The organism is Bacillus sp. ISL-51 (assembly GCF_018613535.1).
Taxonomy (GTDB): domain Bacteria; phylum Bacillota; class Bacilli; order Bacillales; family Bacillaceae; genus Bacillus.
In genome coordinates this window covers 59,988-79,648 of the sequence record NZ_JAGGQB010000008.1, presented here as the reverse complement: position 1 = coordinate 79,648, position 19,661 = coordinate 59,988, and the positions used below count along the sequence as shown (strand labels likewise).

Genomic DNA, 19,661 nt, shown 5'->3' with positions numbered 1-19,661 from the left:
TAGATATCCTATCCAATCGCAGCCCTGCGGCTTCATAAGCCGAAAGTCTGATGGACACCGATCCAAAGGTACCATTTTTCGAAAAAGATAGAATTTGAGCTTTATTTTTTGGATAATAGAGGGAAAGGAGGGCAAGTAATGACAAAAAAACAATGGCTGCTGCCGCTCGTCTGTTTGTTATTGATTTCCGGATGGGTTGCGCCGTCTGCCTCTGCAGGCTCGCCAACCGAAATGAACCTGTACGGCCGATTGGCGGTTTCAACTGCCGGAGGCACACATGTTTTACCGCAATCCGCCCCGGCTCCCATCGCTCCTTCGGCGGATACGGATACGTATTACAAGGAAGCTTCGGGAAAAAACGGGACAGCCTTAAAAAGCGCCCTGCACCGCATCATCAGCGGTCAAACGAAGCTGTCTTACAGCCAAGTGTGGGATGCGTTAAAAGAAACTGACGAAGACCCGGCAAACCCGAACAATGTCATCTTGCTCTATACACAGGAATCACGGGCAAAAAGTAAAAACGGAGGCAGTGTCGGCGACTGGAACCGCGAGCACGTATGGGCAAAGTCACACGGAAACTTCGGAACCGCGGCAGGTCCCGGCACTGATATTCATCATTTGCGTCCGGCGGATGTCCAGGTGAACAGCGCCAGGGGCAACATGGATTTTGATAACGGCGGCACGGAATACCCTAAAGCGCCGGGCAATTACTATGACGGCGATTCGTGGGAGCCGCGAAATGAGGTTAAGGGAGACGTCGCACGCATGCTTTTTTACATGGCGGTGCGCTATGAAGGAGACGACGGATATCCAGACCTTGAACTGAATGAGAAAACGGGAAACGGCTCCGCTCCGTATATGGGGAAACTGTCCGTTTTGCTCAAATGGAATAAACAAGACCCCGTCGACAGCACCGAAAAACGGCGAAACGACATCATTTATGAAGACTATCAGCACAACCGCAACCCATTTATTGACCACCCGGAATGGGCAGATGAGATTTGGCAGTAAAGACAGAAGAGAGCCGGCTCATTTTCTGGCCGAACATATGAAAAGTGTAAAGGGAGCCCCGGCAGTCAGGCTCCCTTTATTAATAGACGGCTTCCTCAGTATCAGCATCAAAAAAGATGGCCCGTTCCATATTGAGGTCAAGCTGAATGGCGTCGCCAATCCTGACTTGCGTGCCTCCGTCAAGGCGGACGGTCAGCCGTTCCTCTCCCGCAGCTGCGTGAACATGCATTTCCGCGCCTAAGTTTTCACATACCTCCGCAACGGCCCGGCACACTGAGCCAAGCGGCTTGTTAGAATTCGCGAGCGCCATATGCTCCGGGCGCAGCCCAAGCATCATCTGCTTGCCGCTATATCCTTTTTGCTTCAGCATGACAGCTTTTTCTTTCGGAATAAGCAAACGAACAGACGGGTTGGCAAAAAACAGCTCTCCCTGCTTTTCCTCAATCACGCCCTTCATAAAATTCATCGCCGGTGAGCCGATAAACCCTGCCACAAACATATTCGCCGGATAGTGATAAATATCGTGAGGGCTTGCCGCCTGCTGAATGTCCCCTTCATTCATCACGACAATTCTGTCCCCCATCGTCATCGCTTCTGTTTGATCATGCGTCACATAAATGATGGTCGCCTTCAGCCGCTGATGGAGCTTGCTGATTTCGGCGCGCATCGTCACGCGCAACTTCGCGTCTAGATTGGAAAGCGGCTCGTCCATTAAAAAAACCCTCGGCTCACGGACGATCGACCGTCCGAGCGCGGCCCTCTGCCGCTGCCCGCCTGATAGGGCCTTCGGCTTCCGCTTCAGCAAATGCCCGATTTCCAAAATATCGGCGGCAGCCCGGACACGCTCTGTGATCTCTTTTTTCGGCATTTTTTTAAGCTTGAGCCCGAACGCCATATTATCAAATACCGTCATATGCGGGTACAGCGCGTAATTCTGAAAAACCATGGCTATGTCGCGATCCTTCGGCGGCAGATGATTCACCAAATCACCGCCGATATAAAGATGGCCCTCTGAAATACTCTCAAGCCCGGCGATCATTCTGAGTGTCGTAGATTTGCCGCAGCCTGACGGACCGACAAGAACCAAAAGCTCCTGATCCTTTACATCTAAATGAAAATCTTTGACTGTCAGTGACTGAGAGCCATATGTTTTTTTGACATGATCAAATGTTAATGTTGCCATTAGAAACCTCCTCCAATACTGGAAACCTCCTCAGCTTTCTGTTATTTTTAAAATGATCGGGGTTCTGCCAGATTCATAATATAAAAGCAAATTTGTATTATAACGTCATAATACATATAATATACATAATACATGAGATAAGGAGGCCCGCCCTATTGTTAAATAACGGGAGTTCAAAACCTTTATATATTCAGCTGAAACAAATTATTGCGGATGACATTAAAAAGGGCATTTATTCCCCGTCCGTCAAACTGCCTTCTGAAAACGAGCTTTGCGAAACGTACAATGTCAGCCGGATAACCGTCAGAAAGGCCATCCTCGACCTGGTTGAAGAAGGCTGGCTCATTCGGCAGCAGGGAAAAGGAACGTTCGTGAAAAGCCCTAAACTGAAACGGGAGCTGATCGCGGTTAACGGCTACTCCGAATTTATGGAATCGACAGGAAAAAAACCGAAACATCAGGTCCTTTCCCACGAAATCATCGAAGCGCCCAAACCGATCGCTCAAAAGCTCAACGTCGCTCCTGAGAGCCCCGTCCTTGAATTAAAACGCATTTTATTTCACGACGACCAGCCGCTCTCATTCGAAATCGCCCACTACCCGCTTCATTTGTTTCCCGATATCGGCACGTTCATCAGTGACGGCGTATCCATGCATGATATTTTGAAACAGCACTATCAAGTCGTTCCCACCCATAACACGAAGCTGTTAAATGTCGTGTATGCCAAACAGGAAGAAAGCCGGTATTTGGCTTGTGATATCGGAGATGCGCTTTTTGAAATTGACAAGACCGCTTTTATGTCAAAAGACCAGCCAATTTACAGCTCGCTGTTTTTAATGCATACTGACCGCGTCACATTTACCATTAACAGCCCTTACACGTAAAGGCATAAAAAACGAGACACTGCTTATAGTATTCTCGTTTTTTCACTGCTTTTGCCGCCGTCAGGCTTGTATGGATGACCGTATCCGAACGCCCCGAATACCCCGCACGTTTTCGCAGCCGTCTGTGCGGCCCCTAAAAGCGCATGCCGAATATCCTGATGCTCAAAAAAGGCGGTAAGGAATCCGGCGATAAAAGAATCTCCCGCCCCCAATGTATCTATTATATCAGCCCTTACAATCGGCTGATGATAGATGCGGGCCCCATCCGATAACACAGCCCCATGTTCACCTCTTGTCAAACACACGATTTTCACACCGAAGCCATGTGCTTTTTCGGCAAGCTTCACGCATTCGGACTCACTCAGATCACTGCCGGAAAAAAACGCATACGTCACGTACGGACAAACCGTTTGTAAATACGAATCCTCTCGTTTTGTTGAAAAATCAAAGGAAATCGGCACAATGCCGCATAAATTCGGAAGATCGCGTTCAATCCTGCTGTATACGCTCGTATGCAACACATCATGCTCTCTGATAAATGTTACATCGTGCTCCTGAAAAGCGAGTGTCAGACGCGATTGCACGCCGCCTTTATTCGACCCGACAAATATTCTGTCGCCCCGCTCATCAAGTGTTACGACCGCCATTCCGTTTTCACCGTATGCCTGGCGGATATAATCGGTGTTCACCTTCTCAAGCTTCAGCACGTTTAATAGATGAGCTGCCGCTTCATCACTGCCGAGGATGCCGATGTAAGAAGCGTCATGGCCCAAACGTCTTGCAAGCACCGCCACATTTAAAGCATTCCCGCCCGGATAAAACGTCTCTTGATCCTGATAATAATCTACTACATTGTCTCCCACCGCAATCAGTTTCATTTTCATCCTCCTTATCCTTTTACGCTTCCGGCGGCGATGCCGCGAATAAAATATTTCTGCATAAATAAAAACAGCACGATAATCGGAGCAGCCGAAATGGTTAACCCTGCAAGCAGCACGCCCCAGTCAGTCTGCAATGCATCTCTGAACTGCATCAGCCCCGCCGGTATCGTCCGCAGATTTTCGTCATCTATAAAGATGATCGCAAACATAAACTCGTTCCACGTATGGTAAGCCGTCAAAATACCGGACGTAATCAAAATCGGTACGCTCATAGGTAAGAATATTCTGAAAAATACACCGAAACTAGTACAGCCATCAAGATACGCCGCCTCTTCCAGCTCCTTAGAAATTGACAGAAAATACGAGCGGATCAATATGATCGTAAACGGAATCCGATAAGCGGCGTACGGGAGAATCAAAGCCCAGTACGTATTGTACAGCCCCAGCGATTGAATAATGGAATAAAGCGGCACAAGGCTGACTTGCGGCGTCAGCATCAATCCGCCAAGGCAGATGATAAGCAGAAATCCTTTTCCTTTAAATTGAAAACGTGACAGCCCGTATGCCGCCCAAGCGCTGACAAATACGGTAATCAGGCACGTCAGCACGGTCACAATGACACTGTTCATAAAATAAGCGGAAATCCCCTGATTCCAAGCGGACACGAAGTTTTCAAAATGCCAAACAGAAGGAAGCGACCAGCTGCGCTCAAAAATTTCATCCGAGCTTTTAAAGGCGCTGATGACCATCCACAAAAGGGGATAAGCGACGGCAATCAAATAGATAAAGAGAAACAGCCATACAGACGTTTCACCGATAAACCATTTTCTCCGCTTTCCAGCTGTTTTCACGGCCGGCGTGTGATTCAGATCCGGTTCCATTCTGTATGAATCCGTCTTTTCGGGAAGCATCGGCTACTCCTCCTTTCCGGTTTTAAAAAACTTCATTTGCATGAGCGACAAGGCAAGCGTAAGCAAAAGCACCACGGTCGCGATCGCAGAAGCGTATCCCATCATATCTTTTGTAAAGGCGCTCTTATATAAAAACGTGCTCAGCACTTCAGAAGCGTTACCCGGCCCGCCGCCTGTCAAAATGTACGGCTCGTTAAATACGGTAAATGCCCCGGTCAGCGTCATTACCACCGCAACAAACGACATTTCTTTCGTCTGCGGCACTGTAATGTGAAAAAACTGCTGCACCTTGCCTGCGCCGTCCAGCTGTGCCGATTCGTACAATTCATCCGGTATCTTTTGAATGGATACAATATACAACATGGCGATATAACCGACGGACTGCCATTGAGAAACAAAAATGACAGACAGCATGGCGGTGCTTTCATCGCCGAGCCAGGCCCGCGTCAGCTCATCAAGCCCGACGGCCTCCAACAGCTGATTCAATAGCCCGATCTCCGGGTTATAAATAAAATCAAACAGCAAAGCAATGACGGTCATGGAAATGACGACAGGGAGAAAAAATACCGTGCGGAAAAACGGCGACCACTTTCTCACCAATCTGTCTTCCAGCACAGCCGCCAGGATTAACCCTCCGCACACTTGGCAGATAAGCGAAATCACCGCATACAGCACATTGTTGCCGAGCGCTTTGAAAAACACAGGATCATGAAACAGCTCGATATAGTTTTTAAATCCGATAAACGTTTTTTCAGGATTAAATGAGCTCCATTCAAACAAACTGAAAAACACATTTTCAATAATCGGAACGTAAACGAAAAGTAAAAAAATCAGAGCCGGCGCAAGAAACAAATACGGAATGAATCGATTTTGGTTGACCAAGAACATTCATCTCCTTTAACAAAAGAGCCTTTTCTATTCAGCGGACGCTTTGACTTGCTGCGCTGCTTTTTGCACCGCCTTCATCACCTGCTGCGGCGTCATCGTTCCCCCAAGCATCTGCTGGACGCTTGCGGCATACACATCCGCGATTTCAACATCAACATCCATATCAAACCACGGCACCATTGATTCGGCGCTTGTGATGTCCTGTACGGCTTCACGCTGGATCGGGGCCGAATTCTTTTCTGTCGCCGTTCCCTGAACCGCACTGTATTTGCCGACATCCTTGATCAGCTTCTCACCCATTTTTTTCGAGGTTAAAAACTGGAGAAATTCCATCGCTTCCTTCGGGTGCTTCGTTTTCGAAGAAATCATAAACCCTTCTGGCGATCCGGTTAATGCGCGAGGTGATCCCTTTTCCCCGCTGATTTTCGGAAACGGAAACAGTCCCAGGTTCACCGGGTCAACGAGCTTAATCTCTGCCGTCTCTGCATAAATCATCGCCGCTTTTCCGCTCGTAAATTGCTGCCGCACATATTCGTGATCCACGGAGTTCACATGCTTTGTAAAGTAAGGCATAAGCTCCTCAAGCTTTTCAAGCGCTTTGACGTAGCCTTCATCTGTAAATGATCCCGTTTTCGGGTTATAATCTTTTTCTCTCGTTTTTTCATCCACCATGCGCTGGTTCAGTGTCCCGATATAATGGGAAATGGTCCACGGCGCTTTTGTGCCGAAGCTGATCGGGATATACCCGTTTTCCTTCAGCTTTGCAGACACCGTGATAAGCTCATTCCACGTCGCCGGCGGCTTCAGGTTCAGTTTCTTAAAAATGTCTTTATTATAAAAAAATGATTTTGCGTCCATTTGCCAAGGAACGCCGTACTCTTTGCCGTTATACGTAAAGGGTTTGATTTGTGACTGGACAAGCTGTGAAGACCAATCCTTATCTTGTTGATAAAAGGAAGAAAGATCGAGGGCTTTATTTCCTTTGATGAATTTATCTGCAAATCGGTCGCTCCATGAAAAGAAAATATCAGGAGGGCTCGTTGTCCCTAGCATGACTTTGACTTTATCTTTATAGGAATCATTTAATACCGCTTCAGTTTGGATGTGAATGTCCGGATGAGCGGCTTCAAATTCCTTAACCGCCTCTTCAAAATAGCTTTTTTCCGGCTCTTTCGGCCACCTGTGGAAAAACTTCAGGGTCACTTTCCCGTCTGAGGAACTGCTTTGGCTTGAACAGCCGGTGACGGAAAGCAGAAATACGGATATCAGAATAAACAGACAAATGAGCTTTTTCAGATGCTTTTCCTCCTTTGTCATCAGACTATAATGTTATATATCATTATAGTCTGATGAAGTATAATCCGCGATTTTAATATTCGACTTTCCACATATATCGTCTCTGGCTTAACGGATGATTTCTTGCATCGGCCAAAGCATCCGCATAGCTTCTCAGCACCCTGTTTAACACGAGGGGAGCAAGATAACCTTTTACCGATTCACCAATTCCGGAAAAATTATACGTTTCAGCATCAAGCACAGTCAGTTTTTTGCCGTATTTTTTAGAGAAGGAAAGCGCCCGCTCTTCAAGCGGCCTTGTTTCATCTAAGCCGAGCAGAATAATAAACGGAACGGATTCATCAATGATTTCGAACGGCCCGTGAAAATATTCTCCGGCATGAATGGCGTGGGAGTGAATCCATTGCATTTCCATAAGAATGCAGATGCTGTAGGAGTAAGCGACGCCGTAGTTTGCACCGCTTGCCATTGTATAAATGATGTCTTCTTTTTCGTGGGCTTTCGCAAATGCTTTCGCGTTTTCCGCTTCCTGTTCAAGCGCTTTATCATAAACGGCCTGCAGCTTATCAAGCCCGTCGATCGCCTGCTCAAACGCCGCATGGTTTTCCAGTACGTTTAAAGCGCCGAAGACAATTTGGTAAAGGACGCCGTAGTTTGTGTTTATCGCCAATGCTTCTTCGCCCCAATCGTATACGGCGACATATTGAGCTTCTTTCGCTAACGGGGAGCCAGGCTCAAAGGTCATCGCTATTGTCAGCGCGCCTTTTTTTCTCGCAAACCCGGCGGCTTTTACCGTTTCCGGCGTGTTGCCTGAATGCGAGCACAAAATAACGAGAGAGTTTTCTCCGAGCTGCACGGGATTGCGCTGAATAAATTCATTCGAGCTGTAGAGATCGGAACTGATTGCTTTCGCCTCTCTGTCAAACACGTACTTGCTCGGGTGCATAATGGCTGAAGAACCTCCGCATGCGACAAAAAAGACATGATCAATCGTTTTTCCTTTCAAATCTTGCAAGAAAGCCTGAACCTCTTGATTCACTTTTGCGGCAGTTTGACTCAAATCCTTCACTCCTCAGTATTTTATTATATAACGTTATATAACATTATATAACGTTATATTAATCTCATAACGGGAGTGTTGTCAATATTATTTTCTGAAATTTCTAAAATATGATAGAGAAAACAGACTCAGTTTACTTTCCCGCACTCTCTTGACCTGACCCTTAGAGACACGTTTAGAATGGGAAGCAAGGAGTGATGCAAAATGAATATAAAAGAAGCAGCCCGTCAGACGGGCCTCACGAAAAAAGCCATCAAATATTATGAACAGGAAGGGCTGATTACGGTCAGCAAAAATCCTGACAACGGCTACCGGGAATACTCGGATCAGGATGTCAATACACTGAAAATGATTGCCGCCCTCAGAATGCTGGCGCTGTCTGTCAGCGACATTAAAGCATTCTTATTAGAGGGCAGCAGCTTACATGATATTTTACAGCAGCAGCATCAAAAGCTCAGCCTGCAAATTGAAGAGCTGGAGCAGGAACGGAAATTAACGGAGATGCTGATCAAACGGGTGAAGGATTCAGAAAATGTCGATTCGATTTTACATGATATCGGAGAAGTGAAAATCGATGAACCGAAGTATATGGGCCTTCAGCTGAAAAAGCTGTTCCCGGGAGAGTTCGGAGAATTTATCGCGGCGCTGTTTGAACCATTCTTTGACTTTGCCATTGATTTAGATGAGAAAAAAGAGAATTGGGCAGAACTGATCAAAGTATTGGATGATATGGAAGAAGTCCCGGCGGCACATCCGATGATGCAGCAGCTCGGACAGGAGGATCCGGCACAGCTTCAGCAATACAAAGCCCAGCACGACCAATTTATTAAGCTGATATTGCAGAAAGATCCCGCAACTTGGGAAACCCATAAAAACACCCTTATCCAGCTTGTTAAGAGAGTGCAGACAGATGACGAATACAGAGAAAACCTAATCAAGCTCGGGGAAACAGCTTCTGATTTACCGGCGATGAAGGAAGGGTCGCCTTTCAGCAATCTCCTCCAGAAATTGAGCCCAAAATATGACAAGTATGTGCAATATCAGCTTGAAATCAAAAAAGAAGCGGACGAGGCACTCGGATTTGATTCAGAAGCGTATTTAAAACAGGCGTTGCAATTAAAAAAACGCTAAGGCGCGTTTCCTTAGCGTTTCTCCCATGAGCTTTAATGCTGCGCGTTAATTCTGTCAACGACATTGGCGATGAGCTGCTCTTTTCCTAAATCAGAGTCCTCATCTACGCTGGCCACTGTCAAAATGATGGCCGCTGCGGCTAAAACGATCAGGTGAAATATTAAGAAATTTTTTCGGACTAATATACTTTTATATGTAAAAATAAAGGAGTGTTCATATGTTTTTGATGAATGATAAAGTGCTGTGGGGAACGGTGATTCTGGCATTTATTCTGTCGATTGTTTTCTATCCGTTTCTTCCTGCAGATATGGCCATTCATTACGACGTGACAAATCGCCCCAACATTGCGATTAATAAGACGATCGGCGTACTTGTTTTTCCTGTGCTGATGATCGTTTGTATGTTTATCAGAAACGATATGTCCAGTTTTTCCTAGTCGTCTATTGCCTCCTGATCGTCCACATTGCGGTGATGTGGCTGGCGCTGCAGGCATAAATAAAACCGGAGCTTAAAAGGCTCCGGTTTTGCTTATTTATAAAATACTTTCTCAATGTTGTATTTCGACTGAAGGGTATTGATTGCGTACGTTTCGTAAATATCCCTTTCCATCGGATCATTTACGACACATACTTCAATTTTATACACTTCGTCTCTGTGATTTTTAACAGGCGACACATTGTCTTCAAAATGCTTTTTGATTCTTTGTCTTAATTTCCTGGCTTTCCCGACAAACAGCAGCTCATCATGAATGTTATAAAACATAAATATGCCGCCTTTGTCTCTCGGAATTTGGTGAAAATCAATGAAGCCGTAAATCGCTTTAATCGCCGGTTCATTTTCCGACGGTGACTGCTGCCGTTCTGTAATGGTTACGTCAGGAGCAGGTAGGTTTATTTTTATCAAAATGGGTCACGTCCTCTTATTCATTAAAGCTCCATCCTAACATAAAAAGACACGAAAAGCTATCTTTCATTCAAGCGCGCCCGCAGGATCGTAGAGGCCCAGGTCAATTTCTGTCTGCTGCCCGAGTGCGAGTTTCGCCAATTCGGCCCCGAGATACGGTCCGCTGGTCAATCCTGATGCACCGAGCCCATTGGCAATCAAAAGGCCGCTGACACTCGGCAGCGTGCCGATGACAGGGAGAAATCCGGGCGTAAACGGCCTGAACCCGACTCTTGCTTCAAGCATTGTGCTGTCTGAAAGTCCAGGTGCCACGGTCAAAGCTTTCTCAAAAATCTCGCGGAGACCGCCTGCCGTTACCCGCAAATCCATGCCGGCATCATTTTCATGCGTGGCGCCGGCCACAACCCGGCCGTTTTCAAACGCGAGAATGTACTGGTCGTTCGGCGGCATGACGACGGGCCAGCTGCCTGTTTCCTCTCCCGGAAGCTCCAAATGAACGATTTGCGCTTTTTGATAGGATACTGAAAAACGGATGCCGAGCGGCTCAAGCAGCTCCTTCGCCCATGCGCCGGCCGTGACAATAATCTGATCGGCGTACAGCGTGCGTTCCGCGGTTTTCACGCCGATCACGGTATGATGATCTGACAGCAATGCGGCCTCTTCATTATGAACAGACGCGCCGTGTTTGACCGCGGCGTTCATCAGCGCCTCACGAAGCGCCCTCCCGTTTACCCGGGCAGCGCCGCTGATATGGACCGCCCCGTACTCACCCGACAGCGGAGGAAACAAGGCCTTCGTTTCTGCAGGAGATAATCTTGTAATGTCCCCGATTTCAGGGGCATCCTCTCTTCTCTTATAGGCTCTTTCCTCCATCTGATCAAGCTTTTTTTCATCAGTATGCAGACTGACGGCTCCGACTTTTTTGTATCCGGTATCGGTTTCTCCGTCAGCCTCAAGCTGTTTGATTAATTGTTCATAATATCGGGCGCCGCCCTTTGCAAGCGCATACCACGCCTTATTGCGGCGCTGTGACAGCCACGGACACACGATTCCCGCCGCCGCGTCAGTAGCCTGCCCGGGCTGCTTCCGGTCAATAACCGTTACCTCAGCTCCGGCCTTTGCGAGATGGTAAGCCGTCGACGCGCCGAGAATACCGGCCCCGATGATGATGTAAGAGTTCATGTATAACACCTTTTCTATCTGTTTTATCTTATTTATTTTAACAAATCAAGCGCCCCGTTCCTAATCAGGCCGATTCGCAATGATTATTATAGAAAACGGAAATGTATAATAAAAAGAATAAGTTCGTGTCTGAAAGCTTTTTTTCTGAAAGAAGCTCTCTGTATTGGAGGTGTATTTGATATCTGAGACAGCAAGTGTGCTTTCGGGCTTCAGCGCTCCTGCTCTTTTTTGCCTGAAATGTTATGAACGACGAAATGAGAAATGACAAGGTCAAACGTGTTATCGGGAAACGGCATGTCTTATGCCAATCCGTCACATAGATCAATCTCCGGAGCACCTTCAGCTCGCCTGTTTGTTTCAAACGCTTATCTCCCGTTCCCGCCAAGATCCCAGCCCGACCACTTGTCGATCGCTGAGACAGCCGCCCCTTTCTGAGCCGCGGCAATCGCCAAAAGCCCCCGCCCTGTCCCGACATCAAGCACCTTCTGTCCCGGCTGTAATACGGAAAGCTTAAGAAGCCGATGACGATGCGATATTTTAATGACCGTTGAATAAAACAGCATCCACAGGCTGAGCAGCAAAAATAAAACACCCGTCAGCCAGCCCCAAAAAGGAGGAATGAAGCCGCCCCAAGTGCCGGCAGCATACATAAGCGCAGAAACACAAAACCAAATGCCGCATACGGTGCGTCGACGCCATATCGTGTTGTCATCATGTTTAGCCCTTTCATTTTTTATCCAGCTATTATACCATATCATTACAATCATAAAGAAAAGAGAGGCGGTCATTTGAAACGAGGCATTACGTTTGAAATCCCTAATGAATATGGCAATTTTGCGGCACACATATTAAAACCGTTTCCTGCTTCCGCTTTTACCTGGTTCATTGGTAACGGTGAGGCTTATATCACTGACAGCGGCCAATTAGATGAAGACCTCTTCCCTGAAAATCAACAGGTCATTGAAGGAATTGAATTGAAAAAAAAGCTGGAGGCTCATCATTATTATATGATTTTTGCTGATTTGAAGGCTTTTCCAAAAGGGCGATTTTCAGAAATTCATACATACGAGGATTTTATAAAGAGTCCCTGCGAGCTTGTGCTTTTAATTGCTGACTGCTCTTACGCCACTTTGTATTGCAAGGATAAACACATGCTGGAATTGCTTTATGAACATGCGAAACAGTGCGGGTTTACGGACGTGGCGTATATCACTGATGAGAATGGTATGAGAACAGAACTATCCGTATATTAATAGAATACAAAACTATAATACATAAGAGATCAAAAAGTTTTTAAAATTAAATGATGTTTTAGTATCAAACTTGGAATTACAGACATTTCTGCACACCACACCCCCTTATTTGTATTAACATTAAAAATTCGTTTTAAACAAGGGGTGAATCATACTAAAAAGCTATTTCTTAATTAATGCTGTCTGGTCCATAAGTGACGCAATAAATAAAGAGGAAACAACATCTTGTTTTCGATCTAAAACAATTCAATTTGAATAATTAATCACGACAGTTTTCTATATATTTCTATAAATTCCGAAAATGATGTATAATTCTGAAAGAAAATGCCTATGAAAACAAGGATTAAGAAAATTTAACGAGGTGATCATGTGGAAAAACAAGCATATTTATACAACTGTTTCGTATCATTTAATGGAAAGAAAACAGATATAGTCTTTGACGACCTTTTAGATAAAATCGTAACCTTAAAACCGGAAAAAAAGTTAAAACGGATTAATAGAGATGATTATACCAGTCTCGGCATGATACCAGAAGCCAAATCAAGAATAAGAAAAATTGGTTTCGGTAAATATAGAAATAAAAAACCTTATGAAACAGACAAGGGTACTGACATTGTTGAACTGATAAAAAGAGATGTATTAGAAATGAGCTCAGCGATCTTTATTCCTGAATCTAGATTAGCAATTATAGAGTACAATCATTATGGACCAAGAATAAATGCTATATCAGATTATTTAACAAGTTTTTTGTATAAAGATGACGCTAACATTTGGGAAGTAGAATTTGTACCGATTGAAAGTAAACTTGGCTGGGAAGATATATCAGCTTCTAAGGATATTAAAAATCTTGAGATAAAGTTAGATATTGCGGGGAAAACGAGACATTTCATTTCAAAGTCTAACGAGCCCGAAAGCTTATTTTTCAAGATAATTAGAAATACAGTAACAACCCATAGTGAGTTTGGAGCCAATAAGGCTACCCTTACTTTTAGTAAGGGAAGAAAGGGAAATGGTTTTGATAAAAACAACTTATTGTCCTTGTTAGAATTACTGGAATTAGATAGCGAACTTTTTGAAACTGTTAAGATTAAATATTTAAGTCCTAAAACGGGGAAAACAGAAACTGTTGATTTAAAAAACGTAGGTGTAAAGGGATTATATCTAAATAATGTAGATATCAATAGCAATTGGGAGTTTATATGTAATGAAATTTCACAAGAATATTCTAATACTGACAACTCAATCTTTACTAAGTACCATCCTTTTGTTCCCAAAAGAGTCTCTGATGTGATAAAATAAATAAGAACAAATGTTCTTATTAAGAGGAGGTCTCTTTTCTATGCACTTTTTAGATCGTTTATTTAAATTTATTGAAAAACGAGGAATGATGTTTTTTTTATCTATTGCAACTGTGGCTTTAATTTGTTTACTGTATTTCAATAGAGATCTCACTCTAGGCATATTTAAATATTTTTCGGAAGAGAAAGAAGGAGCATTTCTAACTATAGCAGGAATACTTATTGGGATTTATTTTGCTATTTTCAGCTTTTTTATTGGAATTAAACCTGATTCTTTAATGGCAGATCTTAATGATGAAGATATTCTGATATTGGTTAAATATTTACGACAAAGCTTTATAGGGAGTTTTGTATACATCTTTTTAACTCTTTTGAATTTCCCTTCTTTAAAGGAGCCATGTAAAATTTGTTTCTATTTTATTCTATTTATATCTTTGCTCTACATGTTATTGTCAGCTCTTAGAGTTGGAATTTACATGTCAATTGTCCTTAAGTCAGATATAGAAAACTTAAAAGAAAATGTTGAAAAGGCAAAAGAAGAATCATTTAAACTTCAAAAAATGTTTAACCTTTTTGAAGATTTTCTTGAAGAAGAAAAGAGAAAAGAAAGAGAAGCCCGAAATGAGAGAATACGAAATAATAAAAGTGATCAATGATCAATAAAGGATAACCTATATGAACAACAATAAGATAAGATTCAGTTGACCAGGATTCTAGAGGATGTAAATGCCTTGAAACGGCTGAATCGCTTCCGGAAAAACAACGAATATCTTATTGAGGAATTTATTTAAATGAGGGATAAGGAATTCCCGAGCTAAACAGAGTGGCGTTTAAAATGAAATTAAAATGTGATCGGCCAGTGGATACATTTTATGATCAGCTATTGATATGAAGTATGATCCGACTGTCGGAGATGTGTCAAAATTAAAGTATAAGGAAATAAGGGCCTTTCATTAGGTGAGAGGCATTTTATTTTGCGCTTTACTTTTGGTGCTATGGTTACAAGGCCTATATATAATTTAAAGGGTATACGGATTAAATATTCACTATTACAAAGAAGTGACAACGGTTTATTACTAGCAGGCTTAATCATAAACAAAAAGAATCCGCATAAATGATATACGGATTCAATGCTGAACTATTCGTATTTGGTAGGCTAGCCCATATCATAATTGACATATAAATATAATCAAGTGTTCTCAGACTACGTTATCTCATAAATAATTTCTAGACAGTTACTTCGTTAAAGAATTAATGCCCCATGAATATAAAAGAAACTGCGGACACTTGGATGTAATGCGCTTGGTGATTAAACGGTATCAATTCGGTATTGAAACCAATCGATAATCCGTTTAATCATTAGCACCACGCACTGTTGTTTAACCGATAGAACCTTCCATTTCGAACTTAATCAAACGGTTCATTTCAACTGCGTATTCCATCGGCAGCTCTTTTGTGAATGGCTCGATGAAGCCCATTACGATCATTTCTGTCGCTTCTTCTTCAGAAATACCGCGGCTCATCAAGTAGAAAAGCTGTTCTTCAGATACTTTTGATACTTTTGCTTCGTGCTCCAATGAAATGTTGTCGTTTAAGATTTCATTATAAGGAATGGTATCTGATGTTGATTTGTTATCCATAATGAGCGTATCGCACTCGATGTTAGAACGGGCGCCTTCCGCTTTCCGTCCGAAGTGGACGATACCGCGGTACGTTACTTTTCCGCCTTGTTTTGAAATCGATTTTGATACGATCGTGGATGACGTATTCGGAGCAAGGTGAATCATTTTCGCACCCGCGTCCTGATGCTGTCCTTTACCCGCAAGAGCGATAGAAAGCGTCATACCGCGCGCGCCTTCACCCTTCAGGATGACAGCCGGGTATTTCATTGTCAGCTTAGAGCCGATGTTTCCATCCACCCATTCCATCGTTGCGTTTTCTTCACAAACCGTACGTTTCGTTACAAGATTGTATACGTTGTTCGCCCAGTTTTGGATCGTCGTATAACGGCAGTAGCCGCCTTTTTTGACGATGATTTCAACAACCGCGCTGTGAAGCGAGTTTGTTGTGTACACAGGAGCCGTACAGCCCTCTACGTAATGAACGCTTGCTTCCTCGTCAACGATGATCAATGTGCGTTCGAATTGGCCCATGTTTTCAGAGTTGATGCGGAAGTATGCTTGAAGCGGCGTTTCCACTTTTACGCCTTTCGGTACATAGATGAAAGAACCGCCGGACCATACTGCTGAGTTCAGCGCCGCAAACTTATTGTCAGTCGGCGGGATGACCTTCGACCAGTGCTCACGGAAAATATCTTCATTTTCTTTGAGCGCGCTGTCCGTGTCTTTAAAGACGATGCCTTGTGCTTCAAGATCTTCTTTCATGTTGTGGTAAACAACCTCTGATTCATACTGTGCAGAAACACCGGCAAGGTATTTTTGCTCAGCTTCAGGAATTCCGAGTTTGTCGAATGTCTGTTTAATTTCCTCAGGCACTTCATCCCAAGAACGCTCTGAACGCTCAGACGGCTTTACGTAATACGTAATTTCGTCAAAGTTCAACGAGTTTAAATCCCCGCCCCATTGCGGCATCGGCATGTTGTAGAAATGCTCAAGAGATTTCAGACGGAAATCAAGCATCCATTGAGGCTCTTCTTTCATGCGAGAAATTTCTTCAACAATTTCTTTTGTCAATCCGCGCTCTGAACGGAAAATGGAAACGTCCTTGTCGTGAAAACCATACTTGTATTCACCAATTTCAGGCATTTTTTTAGCCATCCATTTTCACTCCAATCTTTTAATTGCCGCCTTTTTCTCCAGCGACTCCTTTTTCAAGTGCTTTCCATGAAAGGGTGGCACATTTAATCCGAGCCGGGAATTTTGAGACGCCTTGAAGGGCTTCAATATCCCCGAGATCTATCGAGTCGTCATACTCTTTCCCTTGCATCATGTCTGAGAAAATCTTAGACATGGAGAGGGCGGTTTCTATATCTTTTCCTTTTATAGCCTGCGTCATCATCGAAGCGGAAGCCATGGAGATGGAACAGCCTTCTCCTTCGAACTTCGCTTCTTGAACGATATCGCCGTCAAGCTTCATTGTCAGTCTGATCCGGTCGCCGCAAGTCGGGTTGTTCATATCGACAACGATACTGTCGTCTAACACACCTTTGTTGCGCGGATTTTTATAATGATCCATGATCACTTGTCTGTACAATGTATCTAAGTTTGCATTAAAAGACATTTGTAAAGTACTCCTTTGTCTTTTGGAGTGCTTCCGCAAGCTTATCAATTTCTTCCTCTGTATTATACAGGTAAAAGCTCGCTCTCGCAGTAGCAGATACATCCAGCCATTTCATCAGCGGCTGGGCGCAATGATGGCCCGCTCTGACCGCAATGCCCTCAGCATCGAGGACCGTCGCGACATCATGAGGATGGACATCATCAAGATTAAATGTTACGAGTCCCGCACGCTCTTTCGGCCCGTACACCGTCACGCCGTCAAGCTGTGCGAAGCGATCAAGCGCATAGGCTGCAAGCTTGTGCTCATGCCGGGAAATCTCGTCGAGCCCGATCTCTTCAAGAAAGTCAATCGCGGCGCCTAATCCGATCGCACCCGCGATAATCGGCGTGCCTGCTTCAAATTTCCACGGAAGCTCTTTCCAAGTTGATTCGTAAAGACCTACAAAGTCAATCATTTCGCCGCCAAATTCGGCCGGCTCCATAATCTCAAGCAGTTCTTTCTTGCCGTACAGCACGCCGATTCCCGTCGGGCCGCACATTTTATGGGAGGAAAGCGCGAAGAAGTCGCAATCTAAATCCTGTACGTCGATTTTCAAGTGCGGTGTGCTTTGCGCCCCGTCAACTACGATAACCGCGCCATTGTCATGGGCGATTTTCGCGATCTCTTTAATCGGGTTAATCGTGCCAAGCACGTTTGACACATGAGCGACCGCCACAATTTTCGTATGGCTGGTGACAGTCTGCCGGACGTCCTCTAACGAAAGCGTGCCGTCTTCCTGCATCGGGATATATTTTAAAGTCGCGCCAGTTGCTTTAACAGCCTGCTGCCACGGAATGATATTCGCATGATGCTCCATTTGGGTGATGACCACTTCGTCACCGGGTTTTAAGTTGGCGCGGGCGTAGCTCAGCGCCACCATATTCAGTGAAGTTGTCGTGCCTTTTGTGAAAATAATCTCAGCCATTGACTTCGCATTGATAAACTTCCGGACTTTTTCACGCGCTCCTTCATAGCCGTCTGTCGCTCTTGTTCCAAGAGTATGGACGCCTCTGTGGACATTAGAATTATAATGACTATAATACTGATCCACTGCTTCAATAACAGCGCGCGGCTTCTGGGAAGTCGCCGCACTGTCAAGATACACGAGGTCATGTCCGTTCACTTGCTGATGAAGGATCGGGAACTGTTCACGAATATCAGTGATATTCATTATTTAACTTTCCTTTCGATAACGGAAACGAGCTGTTTTTTAACTCCTTCAATCGGAAGCTCTTTTACCACCGGCGCAAGGAATCCGTAAATGACTAAGCGTTCTGCTTCTTCTTTCGAAATTCCGCGGCTCATTAAGTAGTAAAGCTGGATCGGGTCCACACGGCCGACAGATGCCGCATGCCCTGCAGTTACATCGTCTTCATCGATTAATAGGATCGGGTTTGCATCTCCGCGTGCTTTTTCACTGAGCATCAGAACGCGTGATTCTTGTTCAGCGTTTGCTTTAGACGCGCCGTGCTCAATTTTGCCGATTCCGTTGAAAATGGAAGAAGCGGCATCTTTCATAACTCCGTGCTTCAGGATATAGCCTTCTGAAGCCTTACCGAAGTGGATGATTTGCGTCGTAAAGTTTTCCGTCTGCTCTCCTCTTCCGACAACAACGGTTTTCGTATCGCCGTAAGTGCCGTCGCCATAGAGGTTTGTCGTGTTTTCAGAAATCGTGTCGCCGTCGTTCATCAGTCCGAGCGCCCACTCGATTTTGCTGTCGCGTCCGCGCGCAGATCCGCGGCGGTTTACATATGTTGTGACACCCGCAGATAAGTTGTCAACCGCTCCGTACGTCACGCTGGCATTATCACCTGTGATGACTTCACTGATAATGTTGAATACGGCTTCTTTCGGATTCACCGTGCTGACGTAGTTCTCCACATAAGTGACGGAGCTGTGGTCTTCAGCAACGATGAGCACGTGGTTAAACAGCGTCGTGTCATTGCTTTCATGGACGTAAACAGCCTGTACAGGCGTTTCCACCTGAACATTTTTAGGAACGTAAAGGAATGCCCCTCCGTTCACTAACGCCGCGTGAAGAGCAGTCAGTTTGTGTTCGTCGACTTTTACGCCGTCTTTCATGAAATATTTTTCAACGAGATCGCTGTGCTCACGCGCAGCCGTTAAGATGTCCGTAAAGATAACGCCTTTGTCTTTCAGCTCTTTAGACAGAGAAAGGAAGGCCGGCGTTTGGTCACGCTGTACATATAACGTTTTGTCTTCGTTTTCGATATCGATCAGCGCTTTTGCTTCGTCAGCTAAATCTTCTAAAGAAGAAAGCGGCGCGTTTTCTACTGTATGCTTGTTGAACTTTGTAAAGTTCCAGTTTGTAATTTTTGTTTTGTCAGGCTTAGGCAGCGGCAGATCCTCAGCTTTTTCAAGAGCCTGTAAGCGCAGGTTTTTCAGCCAGGCAGGTTCTTGATGCTTTTCGGAAAAGCCTTTGACATAGTCCTGATCTACGGATAGTTTAGTTTCCAATGTCATGTTAATCCCCCTAACGC

At 44.7% G+C, this 19,661-nt stretch carries 20 protein-coding genes and 1 pseudogene; 7 read left to right on the top strand and 14 right to left on the bottom strand.

Translation table 11 applies throughout. The features are described 5' to 3' along the window. The first annotated feature begins 138 nt into the window (after positions 1 to 138). Positions 139 to 1,011 (top strand): endonuclease I family protein, encoded by an 873-nt coding sequence (locus tag J7E26_RS12665; protein ID WP_214803281.1) that lies wholly within the window; start codon positions 139 to 141, stop codon positions 1,009 to 1,011. A gap of 79 nt (positions 1,012 to 1,090) precedes the next feature. Here J7E26_RS12665 and J7E26_RS12660 read toward each other — a convergent pair whose 3' ends face one another. Next, positions 1,091 to 2,194, bottom strand: coding sequence for an ABC transporter ATP-binding protein (locus J7E26_RS12660; RefSeq protein WP_214803279.1), 1,104 nt, complete (start codon positions 2,192 to 2,194; stop codon positions 1,091 to 1,093). A 155-nt stretch (positions 2,195 to 2,349) separates the two neighbouring features. Between J7E26_RS12660 and frlR the strand changes: the two genes are divergently transcribed. Beyond that, positions 2,350 to 3,078 (top strand): transcriptional regulator FrlR, encoded by a 729-nt coding sequence (frlR, locus tag J7E26_RS12655; protein ID WP_214803277.1) that lies wholly within the window; start codon positions 2,350 to 2,352, stop codon positions 3,076 to 3,078. Positions 3,079 to 3,101: 23 nt separating this feature from the next. On the opposite strand, the gene J7E26_RS12650 is transcribed toward frlR, so the two are convergent. Genes J7E26_RS12650 through J7E26_RS12630 form a run of 5 tightly spaced genes read right to left on the bottom strand, consistent with a single transcriptional unit; the run spans position 3,102 to position 8,114 of the window. Next, positions 3,102 to 3,956, bottom strand: coding sequence for a fructoselysine 6-kinase (locus tag J7E26_RS12650; protein WP_214803275.1), 855 nt, complete (start codon positions 3,954 to 3,956; stop codon positions 3,102 to 3,104). 11 nt (positions 3,957 to 3,967) lie between these two features. Continuing rightward, positions 3,968 to 4,870 (bottom strand): carbohydrate ABC transporter permease, encoded by a 903-nt coding sequence (locus tag J7E26_RS12645; protein ID WP_214803273.1) that lies wholly within the window; start codon positions 4,868 to 4,870, stop codon positions 3,968 to 3,970. Positions 4,871 to 4,873: 3 nt separating this feature from the next. Next, the gene (locus tag J7E26_RS12640; protein WP_214803272.1) at positions 4,874 to 5,752 is read right to left on the bottom strand and encodes a carbohydrate ABC transporter permease; all 879 of its coding nucleotides are present in this window, start codon (positions 5,750 to 5,752) and stop codon (positions 4,874 to 4,876) included. A gap of 33 nt (positions 5,753 to 5,785) precedes the next feature. After that, the gene (locus J7E26_RS12635) at positions 5,786 to 7,075 is read right to left on the bottom strand and encodes an ABC transporter substrate-binding protein (protein ID WP_214985486.1); all 1,290 of its coding nucleotides are present in this window, start codon (positions 7,073 to 7,075) and stop codon (positions 5,786 to 5,788) included. Positions 7,076 to 7,127: 52 nt separating this feature from the next. Beyond that, positions 7,128 to 8,114: an SIS domain-containing protein gene (locus tag J7E26_RS12630; protein ID WP_214803270.1), complete on the bottom strand. Its 987-nt coding sequence runs from the start codon at positions 8,112 to 8,114 to the stop codon at positions 7,128 to 7,130. Positions 8,115 to 8,318: 204 nt separating this feature from the next. Between J7E26_RS12630 and J7E26_RS12625 the strand changes: the two genes are divergently transcribed. Beyond that, a complete protein-coding gene (locus J7E26_RS12625; RefSeq protein WP_214803267.1) occupies positions 8,319 to 9,245 on the top strand; it encodes a MerR family transcriptional regulator in 927 nt (308 codons plus the stop codon). 217 nt (positions 9,246 to 9,462) lie between these two features. After that, positions 9,463 to 9,740 (top strand): annotated as a pseudogene (locus tag J7E26_RS12615) (DUF1648 domain-containing protein). 33 nt (positions 9,741 to 9,773) lie between these two features. Here the strand turns inward: J7E26_RS12615 and J7E26_RS12610 are convergent. The 4 genes from J7E26_RS12610 to J7E26_RS18315 all read right to left on the bottom strand — a co-directional run bounded on the left by J7E26_RS12610 (position 9,774) and on the right by J7E26_RS18315 (position 12,088). Further along, positions 9,774 to 10,148 (bottom strand): nucleotide excision repair endonuclease, encoded by a 375-nt coding sequence (locus J7E26_RS12610; RefSeq protein ID WP_214803266.1) that lies wholly within the window; start codon positions 10,146 to 10,148, stop codon positions 9,774 to 9,776. Between the two features lie 66 nt (positions 10,149 to 10,214). Further along, a complete protein-coding gene (locus tag J7E26_RS12605; RefSeq protein ID WP_214803264.1) occupies positions 10,215 to 11,330 on the bottom strand; it encodes an NAD(P)/FAD-dependent oxidoreductase in 1,116 nt (371 codons plus the stop codon). A 209-nt stretch (positions 11,331 to 11,539) separates the two neighbouring features. Next, positions 11,540 to 11,626: a methyltransferase domain-containing protein gene (locus J7E26_RS12600; RefSeq protein WP_214803679.1), complete on the bottom strand. Its 87-nt coding sequence runs from the start codon at positions 11,624 to 11,626 to the stop codon at positions 11,540 to 11,542. A gap of 69 nt (positions 11,627 to 11,695) precedes the next feature. After that, positions 11,696 to 12,088, bottom strand: a complete 393-nt coding sequence (locus tag J7E26_RS18315; RefSeq protein ID WP_214985492.1) for a 50S ribosomal protein L11 methyltransferase — start codon at positions 12,086 to 12,088, stop codon at positions 11,696 to 11,698. A 30-nt stretch (positions 12,089 to 12,118) separates the two neighbouring features. Here J7E26_RS18315 and J7E26_RS12590 point away from each other — a divergent pair, with 30 nt between their 5' ends. The 3 genes from J7E26_RS12590 (at position 12,119) to J7E26_RS12580 (ending at position 14,537) form a co-directional block, all read left to right on the top strand. Beyond that, a complete protein-coding gene (locus J7E26_RS12590; protein ID WP_214803262.1) occupies positions 12,119 to 12,583 on the top strand; it encodes a DUF2691 family protein in 465 nt (154 codons plus the stop codon). A gap of 369 nt (positions 12,584 to 12,952) precedes the next feature. Continuing rightward, positions 12,953 to 13,882 (top strand): DUF6731 family protein, encoded by a 930-nt coding sequence (locus J7E26_RS12585; protein WP_214803260.1) that lies wholly within the window; start codon positions 12,953 to 12,955, stop codon positions 13,880 to 13,882. Between the two features lie 40 nt (positions 13,883 to 13,922). Then, positions 13,923 to 14,537: a hypothetical protein gene (locus tag J7E26_RS12580; RefSeq protein ID WP_214803258.1), complete on the top strand. Its 615-nt coding sequence runs from the start codon at positions 13,923 to 13,925 to the stop codon at positions 14,535 to 14,537. Positions 14,538 to 15,260: 723 nt separating this feature from the next. Here the strand turns inward: J7E26_RS12580 and sufB are convergent. Genes sufB through sufD form a run of 4 tightly spaced genes read right to left on the bottom strand, consistent with a single transcriptional unit; the run spans position 15,261 to position 19,644 of the window. Next, a complete protein-coding gene (sufB, locus tag J7E26_RS12575; protein WP_214803256.1) occupies positions 15,261 to 16,658 on the bottom strand; it encodes a Fe-S cluster assembly protein SufB in 1,398 nt (465 codons plus the stop codon). A gap of 19 nt (positions 16,659 to 16,677) precedes the next feature. Beyond that, on the bottom strand, positions 16,678 to 17,121 hold the full coding sequence (gene sufU / locus J7E26_RS12570) for a Fe-S cluster assembly sulfur transfer protein SufU (RefSeq protein WP_061522181.1): 444 nt from the start codon (positions 17,119 to 17,121) through the stop codon (positions 16,678 to 16,680). Next, positions 17,111 to 18,331 carry a cysteine desulfurase SufS gene (gene sufS, locus J7E26_RS12565; RefSeq protein WP_214803254.1) on the bottom strand — a complete coding sequence of 407 codons (1,221 nt, stop codon included), beginning with the start codon at positions 18,329 to 18,331 and terminating at the stop codon, positions 17,111 to 17,113. The genes sufU and sufS overlap by 11 nt, the downstream gene beginning before the upstream one ends. Then, positions 18,331 to 19,644: a Fe-S cluster assembly protein SufD gene (sufD, locus tag J7E26_RS12560; protein WP_214803252.1), complete on the bottom strand. Its 1,314-nt coding sequence runs from the start codon at positions 19,642 to 19,644 to the stop codon at positions 18,331 to 18,333. The genes sufS and sufD overlap by 1 nt, the downstream gene beginning before the upstream one ends. Between the last annotated feature and the right edge of the window lie 17 nt (positions 19,645 to 19,661).

What these genes read in the sequence shown, in the direction of transcription:
- J7E26_RS12665 (WP_214803281.1), top strand. Translation starts at nt 139, where the DNA reads ATGACAAAAAAACAATGGCTGCTGCCGCTCGTCTGTTTGTTATTGATT.
- J7E26_RS12660 (WP_214803279.1), bottom strand. Translation starts at nt 2,194, where the DNA reads ATGGCAACATTAACATTTGATCATGTCAAAAAAACATATGGCTCTCAG.
- J7E26_RS12650 (WP_214803275.1), bottom strand. Translation starts at nt 3,956, where the DNA reads ATGAAACTGATTGCGGTGGGAGACAATGTAGTAGATTATTATCAGGAT.
- J7E26_RS12645 (WP_214803273.1), bottom strand. Translation starts at nt 4,870, where the DNA reads ATGCTTCCCGAAAAGACGGATTCATACAGAATGGAACCGGATCTGAAT.
- J7E26_RS12635 (WP_214985486.1), bottom strand. Translation starts at nt 7,075, where the DNA reads ATGACAAAGGAGGAAAAGCATCTGAAAAAGCTCATTTGTCTGTTTATT.
- J7E26_RS12625 (WP_214803267.1), top strand. Translation starts at nt 8,319, where the DNA reads ATGAATATAAAAGAAGCAGCCCGTCAGACGGGCCTCACGAAAAAAGCC.
- J7E26_RS12605 (WP_214803264.1), bottom strand. Translation starts at nt 11,330, where the DNA reads ATGAACTCTTACATCATCATCGGGGCCGGTATTCTCGGCGCGTCGACG.
- J7E26_RS12600 (WP_214803679.1), bottom strand. Translation starts at nt 11,626, where the DNA reads ATGCCGTTTCCCGATAACACGTTTGACCTTGTCATTTCTCATTTCGTC.
- J7E26_RS18315 (WP_214985492.1), bottom strand. Translation starts at nt 12,088, where the DNA reads ATGATATGGTATAATAGCTGGATAAAAAATGAAAGGGCTAAACATGAT.
- J7E26_RS12580 (WP_214803258.1), top strand. Translation starts at nt 13,923, where the DNA reads ATGCACTTTTTAGATCGTTTATTTAAATTTATTGAAAAACGAGGAATG.
- sufB (WP_214803256.1), bottom strand. Translation starts at nt 16,658, where the DNA reads ATGGCTAAAAAAATGCCTGAAATTGGTGAATACAAGTATGGTTTTCAC.
- sufU (WP_061522181.1), bottom strand. Translation starts at nt 17,121, where the DNA reads ATGTCTTTTAATGCAAACTTAGATACATTGTACAGACAAGTGATCATG.
- sufS (WP_214803254.1), bottom strand. Translation starts at nt 18,331, where the DNA reads ATGAATATCACTGATATTCGTGAACAGTTCCCGATCCTTCATCAGCAA.
- sufD (WP_214803252.1), bottom strand. Translation starts at nt 19,644, where the DNA reads ATGACATTGGAAACTAAACTATCCGTAGATCAGGACTATGTCAAAGGC.